This is a genomic window from Streptomyces sp. NPDC048331, from assembly GCF_043201215.1.
GTDB lineage: Bacteria > Actinomycetota > Actinomycetes > Streptomycetales > Streptomycetaceae > Streptomyces.
Window position 1 is genome coordinate 35,661 of record NZ_JBICYT010000043.1, and the last position, 21,168, is coordinate 56,828.

Here is a 21,168-nt window from a genome sequence, read left to right on the forward strand (position 1 = left end):
GCCACCGATGACGAATGAACACCCTGCCGACGTACTGACGGACCTCATCGGGGTGCTCGGCGACATCCTGCGGATCAAGCCGGAGAAGATCGACCCCGAGCAGACCTTCCCGTCGCTGGGCCTCGACTCGATGCTGGTCGTGGAGTTCGTGGCCGTCGTCAACACCCGGTACGGACTGCGGGTGCGAGCGACGGACCTGTACGACTACCCGACCCCGGCGTCCTTCGCACGGGAGGTCAAGCGGGCGGCAAGCGGCACGACCACCGCCGAGCCCGCCTCCACCGCCGAGCCCGCCCTCGCCCTCGCCCCCGAACCCGCCCCCGGTCCGGCGCGGCCGCCCTCGGCGGCACCACAGATCGCGGAGGTACTGCGGGAGCAGCTCGCGGCGATCCTGTGCTGCGACGCCTGGGACATCGACACCACCACCGCGTTCAACGCGCTGGGTGTGGACTCCGTCGTGGGCGCCGAGCTGATCGCGGTCGTCAATCGCACCTTCGGTCTCCAGGAGAGGTCCGTCCTCCTCTACGAACACCCCGATCTCGCAGCCATGGCGAGCTACATCGCGGCGCGCACGGGGACATCGGTGCGGGACTTCGCCCCCGCCCTGATGCCCGAGCCGCCGCCGCCCCGCCCGGCCTACGCCTCCGCCCCGCGGTCGGGGCCGGCCGGCGGCCTCGACGTCCTGCTGGACGCGATCCGCGACGACCGGCTGACCGTGGACGAGGCACTCGTGCTGCTCTCCCGCCACAACTGAACCCGCAGTCCCGAGAAGGAGCGCGTCCCGATGGACGAGAAGGAAGTCCTGACCCGGTTCAAGAACGGCCACCTGGACCGGGCCCAGGTGGCCGCGCTGCTGACCGGAACCATCGGCTCGGGGACCGGCGCCACGGGTGGCCTCGGGTCGGTGGTCCTCCCGTGGCCGGGCGGCGGCGCCGAGCAGCCCGCGAGCGGGCCGTCCCTCGCCGCGGCGCAGCCGGACGACCGCGGCCGGGTTGGCGCGGCGCCCGCGGAGCCGATCGCCGTGGTCGGCATGGCCGGCCGCTACCCGGGCGCCCCCGACCTGGCCGCTTTCTGGCGCCGGGCCCGCACGGGACACGGCAGCGCCTCGGCACCGCCGGCCGGACGGCCCGGCCACGAGCGGGGACACTACCTGGAACGCGTACAGGACTTCGACGCGGAGTTCTTCGGGATCGACCCTCGGGAGGCCGCCCTCATCGACCCCCAGGAACGACTGTTCCTGGAGACCGCGTGGGAGGCCCTCGAGGACGCCGGCTGCACCGGCGGCCGGCTCGACGCCCTGACCGCCGCGGACGGGACGCCGCGCAGCGTCGGGGTGTTCACCGGCGCCGGCACCGGTGACTACGTGCTGCTCGCGGCCCGCACCTGGACGCCCGAGCGGCCCCGGCGGATGCCGCGGGGCGGACAGTGGAGCCTGCCCAACCGGCTCTCCGACCTGCTCGGTCTCACCGGCCCCAGCCAGTCGGTCGACACCGCCGAGTCCTCCGTGCTCGTCGCCGTCCACCTCGCCGTCGACGCCCTGCGCCGTGGTGAGTGCGCGGCCGCGCTCGTCGGTGGTGTCCAGCTGCTGCTGCACCCGTCCAGCCGGCGCCCCGGCGCGGGCGAAGGCGTCGGCGCGCTGCTGCTCAAGCCCCTGGCACGGGCCCTGGCCGACGGGGACACCGTGCACTGTGTGGTCCGCGGCAGCGCCGTCGGCCACACCGCACAGGCCCCGCCGCACGGTGCCGCCGGCCCCGGCCGCAGGCCCCGGACCGCCGGCGGGCTCGGGGGTCCCGGTCCCGCCGGCCGGAGGCGGCAGGACGTCGCGGCGGGCGGGACCGGGCAACGGGTGCTGTGTGCGGCCCTGCGTGCGGCCGGGCTGGACGCCGACGCGCTCACCGTCCGCGAGGACGCCGGGTCCGTCCGCGCGCTGGTCGGTGAGGCCGGCGCCGCGATCGGCGTCGCCGCGCTCACCCGGGTGGTGCTCCAGCTGAGCCACCGGGTCCTGGCGCCCGTTCCCGGCCGTGCCGCGGCCGAGGCCTGGGAGGCCGAGGAGGCGGCACCCCGGCGGGCATCCGTCGGGCTGCGCGGCGCCGGCGGCGTCGACGCGCAGGTGATCCTGGAGGAGTACCCCGCCGCCGGCACGGCCGACACCCTCGGCGCGGAGGTTCGGGACCGGGCCCCCGCGGCCGCGGAGCTGTTCGTGCTGTCCGCGCCCACCCCCGGCCATCTGGCGGCCACCGCCGAGCGGTTCGCCCAGCTGCTCGCCGGGCCCGGGCCGGTGCCGCCGCTGGGCGGGCTCGCCCGCGCCCTGCGCACCGGGCGGGCCGCCATGGACTGTCGGTTCGCGACCGTCGTGGGCGACACCGGCGAACTGGTCCGGGCCCTGCGGTGGTTCGTACGGGACGGAGCGCCCTGCGCCGATCTGCGGGACGGCGGCGCCGACCCGCTGGGGCTGGGCGGCGTACCCGAGACGGACGACTACCTCGCCGCGCTCTGGCAGGCAGGACACCTGCACCAGCTGCGCGGCCTGTGGCTGTCCGGGCTGGACGTCGACTGGGCGGCGCTGGAGCGGGCCCACGGGGCGGGCGCCGTCTGCGTGCCGCTGCCCGCGTCCGCGTTCCTGCGCACCCCGCTGTGGCTGGGCGGCGAGAAGGAGCAGGCATGAGCACGAGCGTGCCGCATTCCGGTCCCCCGGGGACGGGCGGGAACCGGCCGGCCCCCGTCAACCTGTGGTTCTGCCCCAACGAGGACCTGGCCCCCGGGATCGCCGCCGTCCTCGCCTCGTACTGGCTGGACGAGCACGAGCGGGAGGTGGCCGGCCGCTTCCTCTTCGAGCGTGACCGCCGGCAGTACCTCGTCGCCCACGCCCTGGTGCGCCGGGTGCTGGCGCTGGAGACCGGCATCCCCGAGTCCGAGGCGACCATCTGGCGCTCCTCGCGCGGGCGGCCGTTCCTCCAGCCGCCCGCCGGAGGCCTGCCGCGCGGCAGCGACCTGCTGGACTTCAACCTCTCGCACGCCCACCCGTACAACCTGCTGGGCGTCTCCCGGGGCTTGCGCGTCGGAGTCGACGTCGAGCGGCTCGACCGGGGCGAGCGGGGTCTGGCGACCATCGTCGAAACGTTCTGTCCCGAGGAGCAGGAGTGGATCGCCCGCGCCGCTCCCGGGCGGCCGCGGGACCGGCGAACCCTGCGGCTGTGGACGCTGAAAGAGGCGTACTCCAAGGCCCGCGGCCTCGGACTGGGCCTGCCCTTCGACTCCTTCGCGTTCGTCCTGGCCGAAGACGGGGGCGTGCGCTCCTTCCGCCCGCCCGCCGACGACGAGGCGGCGCGCTGGAGGTTCCTGGAGATCGACCCGGTGCCCGAGGCGCTGGCCGCCGTGGCGGTGGAGGTCGATCCCGCGCACCCACCGGCGGTCCACCTGCACCACGGATTCCCCTGGGGACGCGCGGCTCCGCGCCATTTGGTCCTGCCCGAACTCGCGGGAGTTTGATCCGGACGGGCAGAAAAGGCGGGACAAATGGGCTGGACAATCGGCTGGACGATTTCCGGGTGAAACGCCGTGCCGTCGGAATCCTGGTGGAGCGTTGCTCGAGGGAAGTTCTGCTCGATCCGGCCGCCACGTGAATTCGGTCAGAGTCGGGACGGATCCTCGAAGAGGGCCGGAGATCCGGTGGAGGCCTCGGACAGCAGTTTGAATCGGCGTACGAGTTCGTCCTGTTCATGTCGGAGGACATCGATACGGTTCCGCAGCCGGGCGATTTCTCCGCCCAGGGACGTCAGGGCCGACTCGGCCGAGGCGGGCGCCGGCTCGAATGCGCCGAGCCCCGGGTCCCGGAGCATGATCGCCTCCATCCGGGCCCGCAGCGCGGGCCCGGGGCCGACGCCGATCTCACCCATCAGCCGCTGGCGGGCCCGCTCGTACACGCCGAGGGCCTCGGACTGCCGACCGCACCGGTACAGGGCGAGCATCAGGAGGTCGTAGAAGCGCTCCCGCGTGGGATGGGCCGCCGTCAGCCGCTCCAACTGCCCGATGACCTCCTCGTGCCGGGAACTGCGCAGCTTCGCCTCGTAGAGCGTCTCCAGGGTGGTCAGCCGGCTCTGCTCCAGCCGCTCCGCCTCACGGGCGCAGATCTGGCCCCTCCCGCTGCCCTCCAGGGCGGGACCGCGCCACAGGTCCAGGGCCCGGTGCAGCAGTTCGGCGGCGTGCGCGGGATCGGCGACGACCGCCGCCCGGCCCTGTGCGGAGAGCCGGCTGAAGTACTGGGCGTCCGTGCGCGCGGAGCCGAGCCGCAACAGGTAGCCGAGCGGGTGCGTGGCGATCCGGGCCTGCTCGGGGCTGCCGTCGCCGGTGCTCGGCAGCAGCCGGCGCAGCCGAGCCACATGAGCGTGGAGCGCGTTGGCCGCGCGGGCGGGCGGCCGGTCTCCCCACAGTTCGTCGATGAGCCGCTCGGCGGACAGCACCTCCCCGGCCCGGACGACCAGGGCGGCGAGCAGCGCGCGCTGCTTGCCGCCGGACGGCGCGAAGCGCGCGCCCGACCGGTGGTCGAGCAGTTCGACGGGGCCCAGGACGCGGAAGTCCAGTGCGTCGCTCTCCGGTGCTTCCCACTCCATGGTGACTCCCCCCAGCGATCCGGTGGGAATCGCGGAAAGCCCTGCAGAACCGGGCGTCGAATTACAGGTCGGACATCATTGCCGCGAGAAAAGTAGCAGTTCGGATGATTCGGGAGAACGCCTCCCGTGGAGAGGTGCTCGACAGACGCTCGAGAGATCGGGGTCATTGTCCTGGATCCCGCTACCGTTCCTCAGTCGAAGGCTTGAAATCGATGGGAACTCGACGACGTGCGGAGGAAACCGTGAAGATTCAGGTTCTGGGTCCGTTGAGTGCCGAAGTCAACGGGGGCTCGATTGTTCCGACGGCCGGCAAGCCACGCCAGATCTTGGCGTTGCTCGCGCTCTACCCGGGGCGGGTGATGCCCGTGCCTACCCTGATGGAGGAAGTCTGGGGCACGGACCTGCCACAGAGCGCGCTCACCACCTTGCAGACCTACATATTGCAGCTGCGTAGAAGGCTCGGCACCGCCATGGGGCCGGGCGATCCGGGAGGGGCCAAGGAGGTCCTGGCCACGCGACACGGAGGCTATCTGCTCCAGATCCCTCCGGAGAGCGTGGACGTCCACGAGTACGACGGGCTCGTCGCCGACGGGCAGAGCGCGTTCGAGGAGGGTGACGACGAACGGGCGGCCGCCAAGCTGCGCCGGGCGCTCGCGCTCTGGCAGGGCCCGGCGCTGGTCGACGTACGTGTGGGACCGATCCTCGAGATCGAGGTCATGCGGCTCGAGGAGAGCCGACTGGTGACCGTCGAGCGGCGCATCGACGTCGACCTGCGCCTGGGGCGGCACACCGAACTCATCGCGGAACTCACCGAGCTGATCGCTCGGCACCCGCAGCACGAGGGGCTCCACTCGCAGGCGATGGTGGCGCTGTACCGCAGCGGCCGCCAGGCCACGGCGCTCGACGTCTACCGACGGCTGCGGCTGCGGCTCATCGAGGATCTCGGTGTGGAGCCCTCGCCACAGCTCCAGCGTCTCCACCAGGCGATGCTGACGGTCGATCCGGCACTGGACGTGGTGGCGAGCCCGCGACGGGGCTCCACGTTCGATCTCTACGCGGCCTGACATGTCGCTCGACCCCGCGGACCGTGGCCGTCGGCCACGGTCCGCGGTGGCACGACCCGCCCTCCGGGTGCGCTCGAGCGGACTTCGAGCCGGGACGGTGAGGGTGGAGTGGTTGCGGCGGGCGAGGAAGGACAGGGCATGGCACGGGAACAGGGCGTGCGGCTGGTGTGCTTCGCGCATGCCGGAGCCGGTACCTCGGCCTTCCACCGCTGGAACGAACTGATCGGCCCCGGCGCCACACCCGAACCTCGGCTGCTGCCCGGGCGTGACGGGCGGCGCCGCGAGACCGCCGTGACCACCCGCGAAGCGCTTCTCGACGACCTGGCCGGGCTGCTCGAGGAGCAGCCGGACACCCCGGACACCCCGGACACCCCGGACACCCCGTACGTCCTGTACGGGCACAGCCTCGGCGCACTGGTCGCCTACACGCTCACCCGCGCGCTGCACGCGAAGGGACTGCCGCTGCCCGCGCTGCTGGCCGTCGGCGGTTGCCCGCCGCCCGACGCACCCGGGGGACTCGCCTCGGCGGCCGACGCCCCCGACGACGAACTCCTCGGCATCCTCGAGAGCTTCGACGCGGTACCGCCCGACACCGATCCCGGCGTGTTCCACCGCTTCGTCTTCCCCGTGCTGCGCGAGGACCTGCGCCTGGCCGCCCACCTGCGGGCCGCCGCGCTGGACCCGTCCACCGGCGGGCCGGTACCCGTACCCCTGCTGGCCGTCTCCGGCAGCGAGGACCCGGTCGGACCCGCCGCCCTGCTGGAGGGCTGGCGCGGCTGGACCACCGAGCGGTTCGTCTCGCGCACCGTGCCCGGCGGACACTTCTTCGTACGCGACGGCGAACTGCCGCGGTTGCTCGGGCGGGCCTGCCGGATCGTGGGGCGGGCCGGTCGGTGAGACGGGTGGTCATCACCGGTATCGGCGTGGTCGCCCCGGGCGGCGGCGGTACCCGGGGCTTCTGGTCGCTGCTGACCTCCGGATACTCCGCCACCCGCGCCGTCACCTCCTTCGACGCCCGGCCGATGCGTTCGCGCGTCGCAGCCGAGATCGACTTCGACCCCGGCGAGCACGGGCTGAGTGCCCGGCAGGGCGCGGAGCTCGCCCGTGTCGCCCAGTTCGCGCTGGTCGGAGCCCGAGAGGCGCTCGCCGACAGCGGGGCGGCGCCGTCCCTCGATCCGCTGCGCACGGGGGTCGCGCTCGGCAGCGCGCTCGGCTGCGCCGCCGAACTCAGCCTCGAGTACGCCGTGGCCAGCCACGTCGGCGCCCGCTGGCTCGTCGACCACACCCGTGCCGTGCCCCAGCTGTACGACTACTTCGTGCCCGGTTCGCTGGCCGCCGAGGTCGCCCGGGACGCCGGCGCGCAGGGTCCGGTCTCGCTCGTCGCCGGCGGCTGTACGGCCGGCCTCGACGCCGTCGGCCACGGCGCCGACCTGATCCGGGAAGGCAGTGCCGACGTCGTGCTCGCCGGGGCCGCCGAGGCCCCGATCTCGCCGGTCACCATGGCCTGCTGCGACACCATCCGGGTCACCTCGCGGCGCAACGCCGAGCCGCGGAGCGCTGCGAGGCCCTTCGACCGGACCCGCGACGGGTTCGTCCTCGGAGAGGGCGCGGCCGTACTGGTCCTGGAGGAGGCGGAGCGCGCCCGCCGCCGCGGCGCCCGCGTCTACGCGGAGGTCGCCGGGTACGCGAGCCGGTCCGGCGCCGCGCACATGACCGGGTTGAGCCAGGACGGGGCGGATCTGGCCGAGGCCATCGGCGCCGCGCTCGACGAGGCCCGGCTGGACCCGTCGGCCGTGGAGAGCGTCAGCGCGCACGGCTCCGGCACCTGGCAGAGCGACCTGCACGAGACCGCCGCCATCAAGCGGGCGCTGGGCCGGCACGCCTACCGCGTACCCGTCAGCGCGATCACCTCGATGACCGGGTACCCGCTGGGTGCGGTCGGCGCGTTCCAGGCCGCCGCCGGGGCCCTGACGATCGAGCACGCGACCGTGCCGCCCACGGCGCACCTGCGGGTGCCGGACCCGGAGTGCGACCTCGACTACGTCCCCGGCACCGCCAGGGAGCAGCACACGAGTTCGGTGCTTGCGCTGGGCAGCGGATTCGGCGGGTTGCAGAGCGCTCTGGTCCTGACCCGGCCGGAGCCCGACCGACCGGCGTGACCGACCGACCTGACCGACCGACCGGCGTGACCGGCCTTTCCGCCGCCGATCCCGGGGCGCTTCTCGAGCACCCTTCGAACTCGCTTCAAGTGTCCGTGCGCACGGTGAGAGGCGACCACAGCCGCCGAGGCCCCGTGGAGAGCCGCCCCCGTCCGCCCCGCCCGACCAGTGAGGACAGAGCCGTGCCGCGTTTCACGTATCCCGAACTCCCGCTGGACGCCCTGCTGCGCCGCGCCGCCGTCCGCGACCCGGGCGGCTGCGCCATCCGCACCGCCTCCGGCTCGGTCACGTTCGCCGCGCTGGACGACCGGGCCGACCGGTACGCGGCCTACCTGGAGGACCGGCTCGGCCGCCGAGGCGCCCGTGTCGGCGTCGCGAACGTGCTGGACGCGGACTTCGCCGCCGCCTACTACGGCACCGTCCGCAGCGGCAACACGGTCGTCCTCGTCAACCCGCTGATCAAGGAGACGGGCCTGGTCCACGTGTGCGCCACGGCCGAGGTCGAGGTGGCCCTGGTGCCGAGGGGAACGGCCGAACTGCTCGTCAAGGCGCGCGAGCAGCTGCCCGCCCTCGCCGAGATCGTCGTGACGGACGCGCCCGACGGGGTCGTTCCCGCGGACACCGTGCCGCTGGCCGCCGCCCTGGCCCGGGTACCGGTCGCCGAGGACGGTCCCGCCGGCCTGGGCACCGCCGACCTGGACGCCGACGCCTGCATCCAGTTCACGACGGGTACGACGGGGCTGCCTCGCGGGGTCCGGCTCAGCCACCGCAACCTGGTGGCCAACGCCGCTCAGATCGCTCGCGCGCACGGCCTCGGCAGCGACAGCGTGACCCTGAACCACCTGCCGCTCTACCACGTCATGCACCTCAACTCGGCCGTGTACGCGGGCGCCCGCCAGGTGCTGTGCACCGACCCGGCCCCGCCGGCCGCGCTCGGGCTGGCCGCGAGCAACCGGGCCACGCACTTCTACGGGCTTCCGGCCCGACTGCACCAGCTCGCGGCCGCCGTCCGCGCCGGTGAGGAGCAGGGCACCGGCCGGCTCGTACCGCCCGCCGGGCTGAACCTGACGGCCGTCCTGTCCGGCGGCACCGCGCTGGCTCCCGCCGCCACCCGGCAGCTGCAGGACTGGCTCGGCGTCCCCGTCGTCCAGGGCTACGGGATGGCCGAACTCTCCCCGCTGGCCCACAGCCAGGATCCTGAGCACCCACTGACCGGCTCGGTCGGCACCCCCGTGGCGGGCACCGAGTGCCGGATCGTCGACATCGCCTCCCGGGCACCGGTCGACGCGTTCAGCACCGGCGAGGTCCAGATCCGCGGGCCGCAGGTGATGACGGGATACCTCGGCGACGACGGCCCGGGAGCGGTGGACGCCGAGGGGTGGTTCTCCACCGGGGACGTCGGCTACGTCACCTCGGACGGCGTCCTGTTCCTGGTGGACCGGCTCGGCGACCTCTTCAAGTACGACAACGAACTCGTCTCCCCGACCGCCGTCGAGCGGATCGTCGCCGACGACCCCCGCGTCGCCGACTGCGTCGTCGTGGGATGGCCCGACCCCGTCCACGGGGCGGTGGTGTGGGCCGGGATCGTGCTGCGCGAAGCGACCGCCCCCGGGCTGCTCGACGTACTCGACTCGATCGTGGCGCGGGCCAACGCACGGCTCGCGCCGTTCGAGCAGATCCGCCGGGTCGAGGTCATCGACTCCGTGCCCCGCACCCCTGTCGGCAAGCCGGAGCGCCGCGGCCTGCGCCGCGACGTCCGCGCCCGTGCGGCCGCCGAGGGCGCCCGCCCGACCAGCCCCCTCCCTCCCACCCCACCCGACCCGCGATCCGAGGAGCGAGCACCGTGGTGACCTCTGCCGACCCGCCGACCGTGCACGGCGACATCATCGGCGACATCGACGAGGCCCGTGTCCTGGTCGTCGGCGCCGGGCCGGTGGGTCTGACGGCCGCCTACGAGCTGGCCCGCCGGGGCATGCGGGTGCGGCTGATCGACGGAGCCGAGGGACCCGCGCGCACCAGCCGTGCGGTGGCCGTCCACCCGCGCACCCTGGAGACCTTCGACCAGATGGGCGTCGCGGCCCCGGTGATCGAGGCCGGACGCCACAACCGCGCGTTCACGATGTTCGCGCGGGGGCGCAGGTTGGTGCGGCTGGAGGCCGACTACGCCTCCATGCCCACCCGTTACCCGTACACGGTGATCATCGAGCAGACCCGCACCGAGGCGATCCTGCGCGAGGCCGTGGCCCGCCTCGGCGTCCGCGTCGAATGGGGGGTCCGGCTCACGGGCCTCGAACAGGACCGCACCGGCGTCCGGGCCCGGCTGGAGCGGGCCGACGGCACTCGCGAGGAGTACGAAGTCCCCTGGCTGGTCGGCTGCGACGGCGGCCACAGCACGGTCCGCAAGCAGCTGGGGCTGCCGCTGATCGGCGAGTCGAGCGAGACCTGGGAGCTGGCCGACGCCCACCTGACCACCGGCGTCCCCCAGGACAGCATCTACTGGGTGCACACGGGCCGGCAGGCGCTGATGATGGTGCCGTACAGCCGCGAGGGGTACTGGCGGCTGTTGGACACCGCGCCCGGCGGCGACGCCGAGGGCAGCGCCGCGAGCCGCTTCGGCGCCAAACTGGGCGCCGGGCTCGGGCAGCCCGTGCGGGTGGGTGAGCCGCAGTGGTCCTCCGTCTTCACCTTCCAGCAGCGCATGGTGCCGCGGATGCACGAGGGCCGCTGCTTCGTGGCCGGCGACGCGGCACACGTGCACAGCCCCGCCTCCGGGCAGGGCATGAACACCGGTGTGCAGGAGGCCTACAACCTGGCGTGGAAGCTCGCCCAGGTCGCGCAGGGCCGGGCCGGGCGCGCACTGCTCTCCACGTACGGCGAGGAGCGCGTGCCGGTCGGCGAGGCGTTGCTCGACAGTACGCGGACGGCCACGTTCCTGGTCCAGTTCAAGAACGTCATGGCCGGGCTGATGCTGCCGGTCGTCTTCGGTGTCGTACGCCGGGTTCCGCCGCTGCGCCGGGCGATCCAGCGCAAGGTGCTCGGCGGCATCTCCGGGCTGCGCCTGGCCTATCCGGAGAGCTCCTTGACCACCTCGGACCCCGGCACCGTGGCCCCCGCGGGCGGCCGGGCCGCCGCCGCGGCCGCCCACCGCCCCGGCGACCCGGGCACCGACGGGCTCCGGGCGGAGCTGCGCGACACCCGCTGGTCGCTGCTGTACGCGCAGGGCGGTCCCGCCACAGCCCGTACGACGGCGGCCGACGCCGCCACCGCGTACGCCTCGTGGCTCTCGGTCCGGACGGTCGGCGCCGAGCCCGGTGAGTGCCCCGGACCGCTGGCCGACCCGGACGGACAGCTGCGCCGGGCCCTGGGTCTGGCGCCCGGCGGCTGGGTGCTGATCCGGCCCGACGGCTACTACGCCGCCGGCGGCGCCTCGCTGACCGGTGAGACGCTGCGGCGGGCGTTGTCCCCGTTGGGACCGGAAGCCGCGTCGGGCGGGTGCGAAGCTCCGCGCGCGGCGCAGCCGGTGGTCGCCGGTTCCCGCCGACTGCGCTGACGGGCGTCGGGCGGAACACCGGAGGACGCCGGACGGAACACCGGAGGACGCCGCACGACGCCGCAGGACGCCGGAGGAACCAGGGCGAAGGCCCGGGGTCCTCCGCCGCGGTCGGACCGCGGGGTCAGGCAGCGGTGCCGGCGGAGACGACCATCCGCGCGGACACCGTGCGCAGGACCGCTTCCTGATGGTGGCTCAGGTAGAAGTGGCCACCGCTGAAGACCTCCGAGTGGAAGGCGCCCGTGGTGTGGGCTTCCCAGGCCAGCGCCTCGTCGATGGTGACCTTGGGGTCGCTGTCGCCGGTCAGCGCCGTGACCGGGCAGCCGACGCTCGCGCCGGGCCGGTGGACGTACGTCTCCACTGCCCGGTAGTCCCCGCGGATCGTCGGTAGCAGGCTCGCCCGCATCTCCGGATCGTCCAGCAACTCGGAGCCCACCGCGTTGTGGGACTTGATCTCGGCGAGCAGCTCGGCGTCACCGGCCAGGTGCCAGCGCTCGTCGCGGCTGACCGACGGAGCCCGGCGCCCCGAGACGAACAGCTCCACGGGCCCGTGGCCCTGTGCCTCCAGACGCTGCGCGACCTCGAAGCCGGTCAGGGCGCCCATGCTGTGGCCGAAGATGGCGAGCGGCTTGTCGCGGTACGCCCCCAGCGCCTCGGTGATCCGGTCGGCGAGCGTGGCGATGTCCTGGATCAGCGGCTCCTTGCGCCGGTCCTGGCGGCCGGGGTACTGCACGGCCAGCACCTCCACCGAGGGCGACAGGGCCTTGGCGACGGAGAAGTAGAAGCTGGCCGAGCCGCCGGCGTGCGGCAGGCAGAGCAGGCGTACCGCCGCGTCGGGGGCCCCACCGAAATTCCTGAACCAGTCAGCAGCACCGCTGTTCCCGATCATGACTTCTCCGCTCGCCGCTCGTGTTGACCGGTCCCAGGGTGCCGGGCGGGGCGGCTCGGCGAAACCCCGGAGCGGGGGCGGCGGACGCCGTCTCGAAAGGACGTCGACCGGGCCTCCGCCGCGTCTCCAGCGGCACCCCACGATCCGCGCGAACCGGTCGACCCCCGTCCGGGCCGCGCGACTGCGCGCGCCGCTCGGCACACCGCATCGGGCCCGGGCCCGGCCCCGACACCGAGCCCTCGAGAAGGCCTCGAGAGATCGAGAGGTCTTCAAGCGGTCCTCCGGCGGATCCCGGCAATGTCGAGAGCAAGGGCGAGAGAGGTAGAGCCGATGACGGGTGAGCGACTGCATCGCACGACGTACGCGGTGGACGTGGCGGCGCCGGCCGGGGTGGTCTACGGACTGATCGCGGACACCACGCAGTGGCCGCTGTTCGTACCGCCGAGCATTCACGTCGAACGGCTGGACTTCGACGGGACCCGGGACCGGTTCCAGATGTGGGTCACCGCCAACGGGACGGTCAAGTCCTGGCTGTCGCACCGCATCCTGGACGCCCGGGCCCGCCGCATCGACTTCCACCACGAAGTGCCGGCCGGTCCGTCCACCTCACTGGGCGGCCGCTGGACGGTCGAGCCGATGGGCGCCGAGAGCTCCCGGTTGACCTTGGACCACGAGTTCACCGTGGCCGAGGACCGGCCCGAGGACGCCACCTGGGTCGAGCGGGCCACGGACAGCAACAGCCGGACCGAACTGGAGCGGCTGAAGGAGTGCGCCGAGCGCTGGACCAGGCTGGACGCCCTGACGCTGTCCTTCGAGGAGTCCGTACGGCTCAAGGGCCCGGCCGAGCTCGTCTACGACTTCCTGTACGGCATCGCCGACTGGCCCGGAAGGGTCCCGCACGTCCTGCGCGCCGACGTCGCCGAGGAGCGGTCCGGCATCCAGGTCGTCCGCATGGACACGGTGTCCGACAACGGTCCGGCGCAGAGCACGGAAGCGGTCCGGGTGTGCTTCCCGCACGCCCTGCGGATCGTCCACAAGCAGACCGCGACGCCGCTCCTGCTGGAGGCGCACACCGGGGAATGGTCGGTGATCCCCGACACGACGGGCGTCACGGCCGTCGCCCAGCACAGCGTCCTGCTGCGGGAGGAAGCCATCGAGCCGGTCCTCGGCAGGGGCACGAGCATCGCCGAGGCCCGTACGCACGTACGGGAACTGCTCGGCGCGCAGAGCCGCACCGTTCTGAACCTTGCCAAGCGGCACGCCGAATCCGCCATTCGAACCCTGTGAACCGGGAGTTGATCGAAACCGTCATGACCACCTCCCCGCACGCCCTCGACGCCGCCCTCGCCACGCCCGCCACGCCCGCCACGCCCGCCACCGCCTCCGCGGCCCACGAGGCGGCGGTGCTGCGCCGCGCGGCGCGGCTGGAGGCGCTCCTGGGCGACCCACAGAACCCCGCCAACCCGCACGGGATCGCAGCCCTGTGCGCCGCCGACTCCCGCGGTGAACCGCCCGCCGAGACCGAACGGCTGCTGACCGCGACCGGACTCGCCGCCGAGTTCGTCCCCGCCGAGTTCGGCGGCCGCCTCACCCGCGCCGACCTGCTGGCCAAGGTGCTGCGCCCGGTGTTCCGCCGCGACCTGGCCTTGGGATTCGGCTTCGGCATCACCTCGCTCTTCGCGAGCGCCGCCGTCTGGGCCGCGGGCAGTCCGCGCCAGCGGGAGCGGACCGCCCGGCTGATGCTCGACGGCGGCCGGGCCTCGATCGTCCACCACGAGGTCGCCCACGCGAATGCCATCCTGCGGGACGAGCTCGTCGCCACCCCGCGGCCGGCCGGCGGCTACACGCTCGACGGCCGCAAGCACGTGATCATGAACGCGGAGCGGGCGGACGCGTACGTCGTCTACGCGCGTACCTCGCCCGAACGCGGTCCGCGCAGCCACTCCGTCCTGCTCCTGGACCCCGAGGCGCTGCCCGCCGAAGGCGTCCGCAAGCTGCCCAGGATCCCCACCCCCGGCATGCGGGGCGGGCTCTTCTCCGGCCTCGAGTTCACACACTGCCCGGTCCCGGAGGACGCCCTCGTCGGCCGCCCCGGCGAGGGCGTGACCCTGGCCCTGCGCACCTTCCAGGTCAACCGCTGCCTCATTCCGGGCGTGGCCGTCGCGGCGGCCGACACCGTGCTGCGCTCGGCCGTGCACGCCGTGTCCACCCGGCGCGACGGGCCCGTGGCCCGGCGCTGGCACAAACCGCTCGCCGGGGTCTTCGCCGACATCCTGGCCTGCGACAGCATGGCCACCGTCGCGCTGCGCTCGCTCAGCCTGCTGCCCGAGCGCGCCCACATCCTGGCCGCGGCGGTCAAGTACGTGGTGCCGGACCTGCTGCGCGAGGGCCTGGAGGAACTGTCCACCGTCCTCGGCGCCCAAGGCTACGAACACGGCAGCCCCCAGTACGGATCCCTCGACAAGCTCGTGCGCGACCTGCCGGTCGCGGGCCTCGGCCATGCCGGCAACGCCGCCTGCCATGCCGTCCTCGTCCCTCAGCTACGCACCCTCGCCGAACGCTCCTGGTTCCGTGCCGAGGAGCCGCCGCCCGAGCTCTTCCGCAGCGGGGCGACCCTGCCCGCGCTCGACTACCGGTTGCTGGGCATCGCCCGCGGCGACGACTTCCTGTCCGCCTCGCTCATCGGCTCGGCGGCGCGCCTGGCCGCCGCCCGTGGCGTCGGCGGCCAGATGGCCCTGCTCGGCGAACTGGCCGAGGCCTTCGTCGACGAACTGCGGGCGCTGCGCGCCCGGTGCGCGATCCTGCCCACCGACCGGGCCGCGCTCACGGATCCCGCCGTCGTGATCCTCAGCGACCGGTACGCCCTGACCCAGGCGGCGGCCGCCGTGCTCGGCGTCTGGGAGGGGCAGGACGGCGCCGACGCCTTCCTCGCCGACCCGGCCTGGGCGGTCCTCGCACTGTCCCGGCTCGCCGGACGGCTGGGCATCGCCGTACCCGAACTTCCCGACGGCGTGCGCCTGCAGGTGCTGGACGAACTCGTCCGCCGGTACCGCGCGGGCCTCAGCTGCGATCTCGACGGCAGCGAACTCACCCGATGACCGACGAAACCGCCGCCACGGCGCTGTCCGCGCGCGCCCGGAGAGGGGCCCCGCCCATGCCGTACGCGTCCACTCCGAGCGCGCGGACCATTGCGCCGCCGCTCCACGTCTCCGGCCCCGGCGGGCCGTGGGAGAAGGTGCGCGCCGACCTCCGACGTGAGGGTGCCGCCGTCGTGTTCGCCACCTGGGGCGAATGGCTGACCGCGGCTCTCGCGGACGCGGAGCTGCGCCCGCTGCTCGGCCGTGACTGGCAGCGTTACCGGCGTACGGAGGACGCGGCGACGCGCTACCGCTTCGTCACCTCCCGCATGATCGTGAAGTACACGGCCGCCGCAGCCTTGAGGACGGAACCGGCCGCACTCGACCTCGCGTACAAAATCGGTGGAAGGCCGTACATCCGCGGATTCGACCAGATCGACGTCAGCCTGAGCCACACCGAGGACCTGATCGTGGTCGGCGTCAGCCGCACCGGACGGATCGGCGTCGACACGGAAGCCGCCGGCCGCAGGATGTCCTTCGAGCTGCTCCACCAGCAGGTGTGCACCCCCACCGAACACGCCGAGCTCACGCGGATGGCAGGCGAGCGCCAGGCTTCCGAACTGCTGCGGCTGTGGACCCTGAAAGAGGCCTACACCAAGGCGCTGGGGCAGGGACTGCGGCTCGGCTTCACCGAATTCGGCTTCGGTCTGGAGAGCGGCGGACTGCTCGCCCCCGACGGCTCCCCGGCCTCCCGGGGCGAATGGGCCTTCGCGACGTACCCGGTCCTCGGCGGTGCCTACCTCGTGAGCACGGCCTGCCACGACACCGGCCTGGACGCGTCCCGCGACACCGCCGTCCACACCATGCTCGACGAGGGCTTCATGAGCGCGGTCGAGGAAGACCTGGCCACGCCATGACGTCGACGAGCCGCTCGTGTCAGCGCCGTGTCAGCGCCATGTGGCCGCCGCTCGCATGCTCGTTCACCTTTCGATGCCCACACGCAGCCGCCCTAGGAGGGAGCAGATGGCCGTGCCCGTGACGGTGATCGTCACTCCCGGCCCGCCGCCCTCGCTCGACCTCCACGGCCCGCTCACCCCCCGGGCCCTGGAGGAGGCGCTCGCGGCGCTGCCGCCGTGCACCCCGACGCTGCGGCGGCACACCGATACCCATCACACGCTCCAGCTGCCCCCGCCGCCGTACCCCGCCGGCACCCTCGCGGACCTGCTGGCCGGATCGCCGTCCGAGAACGCCGCGTACCCGGCGTCCTCCCGCCCGTCGGTCGGAGCCGGCGGCGCCGCCGTGCCCGAGGCCGTGGATGCCGCGGCCGGCGGGCCCGGTGCCGCGCCGGCGCAGGGCCCGGTCCTCGACCCTCGCCGTGCCGCTGCCGCCGAACAGCGGCCGGCGGGGCAGACCTCCGGAGCGGTTCGGTCCGTGCCCATCGCCTCCGCGGTCCCCGTGCCCGCCGCGCCGCTCCAGCGGGATGTCCTGCTCGACGCGTTGGCTCGCCCGGGCACCGGGCTGCACATCGGCCAGCTGCACTGGCGGTGGCACGGGCCCCTGGACACGGAGCGGTTCACCGAGGCCTGGCAGTCCCTCGCGGACCGTGAGGCGGTGCTGCGCGCCGCCCTCGCCCCGCCCGTCCGCGACACCGGCCCACGGATCGTCGTCCATGCGCACGCCGCCCCGGAGATCCGCCGCCACGGGCACAGCGCCGTCGACTGGTACGCACTGCTGACCGCCGAACGCGCCCGCCCGTTCGACCTGCTCCACCCCGGACCGCTGCGCATCGCCCTGCTGGACGAGCCCCCGGTCGGCGACGGCGCCCCCGCCTCCACCCGGGTCCTGATCACCTACCACCAGGCCCTGCTCGACCGCCGCAGCATCCGCATCCTGCTGGCCGCCTTCTACCGGGCCTACCTCGCCGACGGCCGGATGCCCGGCGGGCAGCGCCGGCCCGACGTACGCGACCACCTGCACTGGCTGTCCGCCCAGGACCTGGGGCCCGCCCGCGCGTTCTGGTCCGGGGCCGCGCCCCCGCCCGGCGCGGCGACGCTACCGGCCCGGCCGGTGGCCCGTACCACCGGCGGGCTCGGCCACGGCCGGACCCGGCGGGTCCTCACCCCCCTCGAGGCGGCCCGGCTGCGCGGCTGGGCCGCTCTGTGGGGCGCCACCGAGAGCACCGCGCTGCACGCCGCCTGGGCGCTCCAGCTCTACCGGGCGGCCGCCGACCTCGAGGCGACCCCGCACTCCGTCGCCTTCGCCGTCACCCTCTCGGGCCGCGGCATCCTCCTCGAGGGCGTGGAGGGCCTCCCGGCCCCGCTGCGCAACCCGCTGCCCGTGCACCTCGTCGTCGACCCGGCCGCTACCGTGCCCCGGCTGCTGGCCGAGCTGACCGGGCAGGCACTGGACGCCGCGGCCTACGAGTGGGTCTCCGCCGGGCAGATCCTCGCCTGGTCGGACAGTTCCCCGACCGTGCGCCGGGTCACCGAATCCCTCATCGTGTTCGAGCCCCCGGCCGACGCGGGCGGCAACCGGCCCGCTTCCCCCGCGCACCGCGAGAACGCGCACCGCGATGATCTCGCCGTCGAGGGCGTACGGGTGGACCCGCCCGAGGCCGTCAGCCCGCTCACCGACCTGCCCTTCACCCTCACCGCCCACCACGAGCCGGACGGCTCCCTGGTGCTGACCGCCGTACACGACCGCACCCGGCTCCCCGACGAGGCGGCTGAGCAGATCCTGTCGCAGACCGCCGGGCTGCTGCGCGAACTCCCTTGTGTCGCCGACGTGTCCACGACCGTGGCGGAGGCGCTCGACCTGCTGTCCGGAGCCCGGGTGCCCCCGGTCGCCATCCGCCCGTCCGGCACGCTGCGCCTGCTGCGCGAGGGCGGCCACCCGGGCGCCGGAACGATCTGCCTGGTCCCGCCGGCCGGTGCGCCCAAGGACTGCTACGACGAGGTCGCCGAGCTGCACCCCGGCCCGGAGGCGCTGGCCACGCTGACCGCGCCGGCCGACGCGGCCGACTTCCTGACCGCCCTCTGCCCGGTGCTCGCGACGGGGGAGGCCCTCGTACTGGGCGGCTTCTCCGGAGCGGGCGCCCTCGCCTGCGAGATCGCCGAACGGATCGCCGCACACGGCTGGTACCCGCCGTTCGTCGCGGTCGCCGGCTCCGCCGACGGCCGCACGGATTCCGCCCGCGCCCTCAGCCGGGCGCTCACCTCCGCGACCGCCAGGCCCGGATGAGCCGCTGACCCGCTCCTTCGACCTGTTCGTCCTGTCGCCCGCCGGCTCCCACAAGCGGCCTTCCGCTGCCGCTCTGCCATGCGCCGAGCGGCTTCTACCAACCTGGAGCACCATGTCACGCCGCCTCTTCACCTCCGAGTCCGTCACCGAAGGCCACCCCGACAAGATCGCCGATCAGATCAGCGACACGATCCTCGACGCACTGCTCACCGAGGACCCGACCTCGCGCGTCGCCGTCGAAACCCTCATCACCACCGGCCTCGTCCACATCGCCGGTGAGGTGACGACGAAGGCCTACGCGCCCATCGCGCAGCTCGTCCGCGACAAGATCCTCGAAATCGGCTACGACTCCTCCACCAAGGGCTTCGACGGGGCCTCCTGCGGCGTCTCCATCTCCATCGGCGCGCAGTCCCCGGACATCGCGCAGGGCGTCGACACCGCCTACGAGAAGCGGGTCGAGGGCGACGAGGACGAGCTCGACAAGCAGGGCGCCGGCGACCAGGGCCTGATGTTCGGCTACGCCTGCGACGAGACCCCCGAGCTCATGCCGCTGCCGATCCACATCGCGCACCGGCTCTCGCGCCGCCTGTCCGAGGTCCGCAAGAACGGGACCATCCCGTACCTGCGCCCCGACGGCAAGACCCAGGTCACCATCGAGTACGACGGCGACAAGGCCGTGCGCCTCGACACCGTCGTGGTCTCCTCGCAGCACGCCTCCGACATCGACCTCGAAGGCCTGCTCGCGCCCGACATCCGTGAGCACGTCGTCGAATACGTCCTGGCCCGGCTGGCCGAGGACGGCATCAAGCTGGACGTCGAGGGTTACCGCCTGCTGGTGAACCCGACCGGCCGTTTCGAGATCGGCGGCCCGATGGGCGACGCCGGCCTCACCGGCCGCAAGATCATCATCGACACGTACGGCGGCATGGCCCGCCACGGTGGCGGCGCCTTCTCCGGCAAGGACCCGTCGAAGGTCGACCGCTCCGCCGCCTACGCGATGCGCTGGGTCGCCAAGAACGTGGTCGCCGCCGGTCTCGCCTCGCGTTGCGAGGTCCAGGTCGCGTACGCCATCGGCAAGGCCGAGCCCGTCGGCCTCTTCGTCGAGACCTTCGGCACCCACACCGTGGCCATCGAGCTCATCGAGAGCGCCATCGGCGAGGTCTTCGACCTCCGCCCGGCCGCGATCATCCGCGACCTCGACCTGCTGCGCCCGATCTACGCCCGGACCGCCGCCTACGGCCACTTCGGCCGCGAGCTGCCGGACTTCACCTGGGAGCGCACCGACCGCGCCGAGCAGCTGAAGGCCGCCGTCGCCCGCTGACCTCCGTACCCCCGTACGACCGCCCCCACGCCGCCCCCGCCGACCACGGGACCCCGGCCCACACCGTCCCGATCAGGAGACCACGTGCGTATCGCGGTGACCGGATCCATTGCCACGGATCACCTCATGGCCTTCCCGGGCCGGTTTGTCGACCAGCTGCTCCCGGACCAGCTGGAACACCTCTCGCTGTCCTTCCTCGTGGACTCGCTCGAAGTGCGGCGGGGCGGGGTGGCGGCCAACATCGCCTACGGGCTCGGCGGACTGGGCCTGGCCCCCGTCCTCGTCGGGGCGGTGGGCGCGGACTTCCACGAGTACGAGGTCTGGCTCAAGGATCACGGGGTCGACACCAGCGCGGTGCACGTCTCCGACACCCGCCAGACCGCGCGCTTCATGTGCATGACCGACGAGGACGCCAACCAGATCGCCTCCTTCTACGCGGGCGCCATGGCGGAGGCGGTCGAGATCGACCTGAGCAGGCTCACCGGCCCGGGCGACTCTCCCGTCGACCTGGTGCTGGTGTCGCCCAACGACCCGGCCGCGATGGTCCGCCACACCCGCCAGTGCCGGACGCTGGGCATCGAGTTCGCCGCCGATCCTTCCCAGCAGCTCGCCCGCCTCGACGGCGACGAAGTGCGGGAGCTGGTGACGGGCGCGCGCTGGCTGTTCACCAACGCCTACGAGTCCGCGCTGCTGCGCGAGCGCACGGGCTGGGATGAGCCGGACATCCTCGACCGGGTCGGCACCTGGGTGACCACTCTGGGCGCCGACGGCGTCCGGATCGAGCGCAAGGGCGAGCCCGCACTCACCGTGCCGGCCGTCCCCGGAGTCCGCACAGAGGACCCGACGGGCGTCGGCGACGCCTTCCGGTCCGGCTTCCTCGCCGCCGTCAGCCGGCAGCTCCCGCTGGAGACCGCCGCTCAGCTGGGCTGCGCGGTGGCGGCCCTCGCCCTTCGGACGGTGGGCCCGCAGGACTACGAGGTCGACGGCGCCGGGCTGCTGGAGACGATCGCCGCGGTGTACGGGCCCGAACCGGCCCGCCTGCTGGGCCCGGCGCTGGAGAAGCTGACATGAGCCGAACCCGGGCCGATGCCCTTCGGGAGGCGCTCGCGACCCGTGTGGTCGTCGCGGACGGTGCCATGGGGACGATGCTCCAGGCGCAGGATCCCAGCTTGGAGGACTTCCAGCAGCTGGAGGGCTGCAACGAGGTTCTGAACGTCACCCGGCCGGACATCGTGCGTTCCGTCCACGAGGCGTACTT

At 73.8% G+C, this 21,168-nt stretch carries 17 protein-coding genes; 15 read left to right on the forward strand and 2 right to left on the reverse strand.

Going from position 1 to position 21,168, the window contains the following annotated elements; translation table 11 throughout:
* Positions 1–7 precede the first annotated feature (7 nt).
* From ACGFYY_RS36170 to ACGFYY_RS36180, 3 genes are read left to right on the forward strand one after another with little or no spacing between them, the layout of a single operon-like run.
* Positions 8–754, forward strand: a complete 747-nt coding sequence (locus ACGFYY_RS36170) for a phosphopantetheine-binding protein (protein ID WP_393716093.1) — start codon at positions 8–10, stop codon at positions 752–754.
* Between the two features lie 30 nt (positions 755–784).
* Complete coding sequence (locus ACGFYY_RS36175; protein ID WP_393716095.1) at positions 785–2,665, forward strand: polyketide synthase; 1,881 nt, start codon at positions 785–787, stop codon at positions 2,663–2,665.
* Positions 2,662–3,489: a 4'-phosphopantetheinyl transferase superfamily protein gene (locus ACGFYY_RS36180; RefSeq protein WP_365268353.1), complete on the forward strand. Its 828-nt coding sequence runs from the start codon at positions 2,662–2,664 to the stop codon at positions 3,487–3,489. Before ACGFYY_RS36175 ends, ACGFYY_RS36180 begins: the two co-directional genes overlap by 4 nt.
* 140 nt (positions 3,490–3,629) lie before the next feature.
* Here the strand turns inward: ACGFYY_RS36180 and ACGFYY_RS36185 are convergent, their stop codons facing one another.
* Positions 3,630–4,610, reverse strand: coding sequence for a BTAD domain-containing putative transcriptional regulator (locus tag ACGFYY_RS36185; protein WP_393716098.1), 981 nt, complete (start codon positions 4,608–4,610; stop codon positions 3,630–3,632).
* A gap of 242 nt (positions 4,611–4,852) precedes the next feature.
* Between ACGFYY_RS36185 and ACGFYY_RS36190 the strand changes: the two genes are divergently transcribed.
* The 5 genes from ACGFYY_RS36190 (at position 4,853) to ACGFYY_RS36210 (ending at position 11,383) form a co-directional block, all read left to right on the forward strand.
* The gene (locus ACGFYY_RS36190; RefSeq protein ID WP_365268350.1) at positions 4,853–5,674 is read left to right on the forward strand and encodes an AfsR/SARP family transcriptional regulator; all 822 of its coding nucleotides are present in this window, start codon (positions 4,853–4,855) and stop codon (positions 5,672–5,674) included.
* A 138-nt stretch (positions 5,675–5,812) separates the two neighbouring features.
* Complete coding sequence (locus ACGFYY_RS36195; protein WP_393716100.1) at positions 5,813–6,571, forward strand: thioesterase II family protein; 759 nt, start codon at positions 5,813–5,815, stop codon at positions 6,569–6,571.
* Complete coding sequence (locus ACGFYY_RS36200; protein ID WP_393716102.1) at positions 6,568–7,833, forward strand: beta-ketoacyl-[acyl-carrier-protein] synthase family protein; 1,266 nt, start codon at positions 6,568–6,570, stop codon at positions 7,831–7,833. Before ACGFYY_RS36195 ends, ACGFYY_RS36200 begins: the two co-directional genes overlap by 4 nt.
* 182 nt (positions 7,834–8,015) lie before the next feature.
* Positions 8,016–9,683: a class I adenylate-forming enzyme family protein gene (locus ACGFYY_RS36205; RefSeq protein WP_393716104.1), complete on the forward strand. Its 1,668-nt coding sequence runs from the start codon at positions 8,016–8,018 to the stop codon at positions 9,681–9,683.
* Positions 9,677–11,383 carry an FAD-dependent oxidoreductase gene (locus ACGFYY_RS36210; protein ID WP_393716106.1) on the forward strand — a complete coding sequence of 569 codons (1,707 nt, stop codon included), beginning with the start codon at positions 9,677–9,679 and terminating at the stop codon, positions 11,381–11,383. The genes ACGFYY_RS36205 and ACGFYY_RS36210 overlap by 7 nt, the downstream gene beginning before the upstream one ends.
* Before the next feature lie 124 nt (positions 11,384–11,507).
* Here the strand turns inward: ACGFYY_RS36210 and ACGFYY_RS36215 are convergent, their stop codons facing one another.
* The gene (locus ACGFYY_RS36215; RefSeq protein ID WP_393716108.1) at positions 11,508–12,272 is read right to left on the reverse strand and encodes a thioesterase II family protein; all 765 of its coding nucleotides are present in this window, start codon (positions 12,270–12,272) and stop codon (positions 11,508–11,510) included.
* Positions 12,273–12,602: 330 nt separating this feature from the next.
* Here ACGFYY_RS36215 and ACGFYY_RS36220 point away from each other — a divergent pair, with 330 nt between their 5' ends.
* From ACGFYY_RS36220 to ACGFYY_RS36250, 7 genes are all read left to right on the forward strand, one after another.
* Positions 12,603–13,559 carry an aromatase/cyclase gene (locus ACGFYY_RS36220; RefSeq protein ID WP_393716110.1) on the forward strand — a complete coding sequence of 319 codons (957 nt, stop codon included), beginning with the start codon at positions 12,603–12,605 and terminating at the stop codon, positions 13,557–13,559.
* Between the two features lie 23 nt (positions 13,560–13,582).
* Positions 13,583–15,370, forward strand: coding sequence for an acyl-CoA dehydrogenase family protein (locus ACGFYY_RS36225; protein WP_393716112.1), 1,788 nt, complete (start codon positions 13,583–13,585; stop codon positions 15,368–15,370).
* The gene (locus ACGFYY_RS36230; protein ID WP_393716114.1) at positions 15,367–16,266 is read left to right on the forward strand and encodes a 4'-phosphopantetheinyl transferase family protein; all 900 of its coding nucleotides are present in this window, start codon (positions 15,367–15,369) and stop codon (positions 16,264–16,266) included. The genes ACGFYY_RS36225 and ACGFYY_RS36230 overlap by 4 nt, the downstream gene beginning before the upstream one ends.
* Before the next feature lie 106 nt (positions 16,267–16,372).
* The gene (locus ACGFYY_RS36235; RefSeq protein ID WP_393716116.1) at positions 16,373–18,589 is read left to right on the forward strand and encodes a condensation domain-containing protein; all 2,217 of its coding nucleotides are present in this window, start codon (positions 16,373–16,375) and stop codon (positions 18,587–18,589) included.
* Positions 18,590–18,701: 112 nt separating this feature from the next.
* Complete coding sequence (gene metK / locus ACGFYY_RS36240) at positions 18,702–19,910, forward strand: methionine adenosyltransferase (RefSeq protein ID WP_393716118.1); 1,209 nt, start codon at positions 18,702–18,704, stop codon at positions 19,908–19,910.
* A gap of 84 nt (positions 19,911–19,994) precedes the next feature.
* Complete coding sequence (locus ACGFYY_RS36245) at positions 19,995–20,981, forward strand: carbohydrate kinase family protein (protein WP_393716120.1); 987 nt, start codon at positions 19,995–19,997, stop codon at positions 20,979–20,981.
* On the forward strand, positions 20,978–21,168 hold a 191-nt coding region (locus ACGFYY_RS36250), incomplete at its 3' end, for a homocysteine S-methyltransferase family protein (RefSeq protein ID WP_393716122.1). The genes ACGFYY_RS36245 and ACGFYY_RS36250, both read left to right, overlap by 4 nt.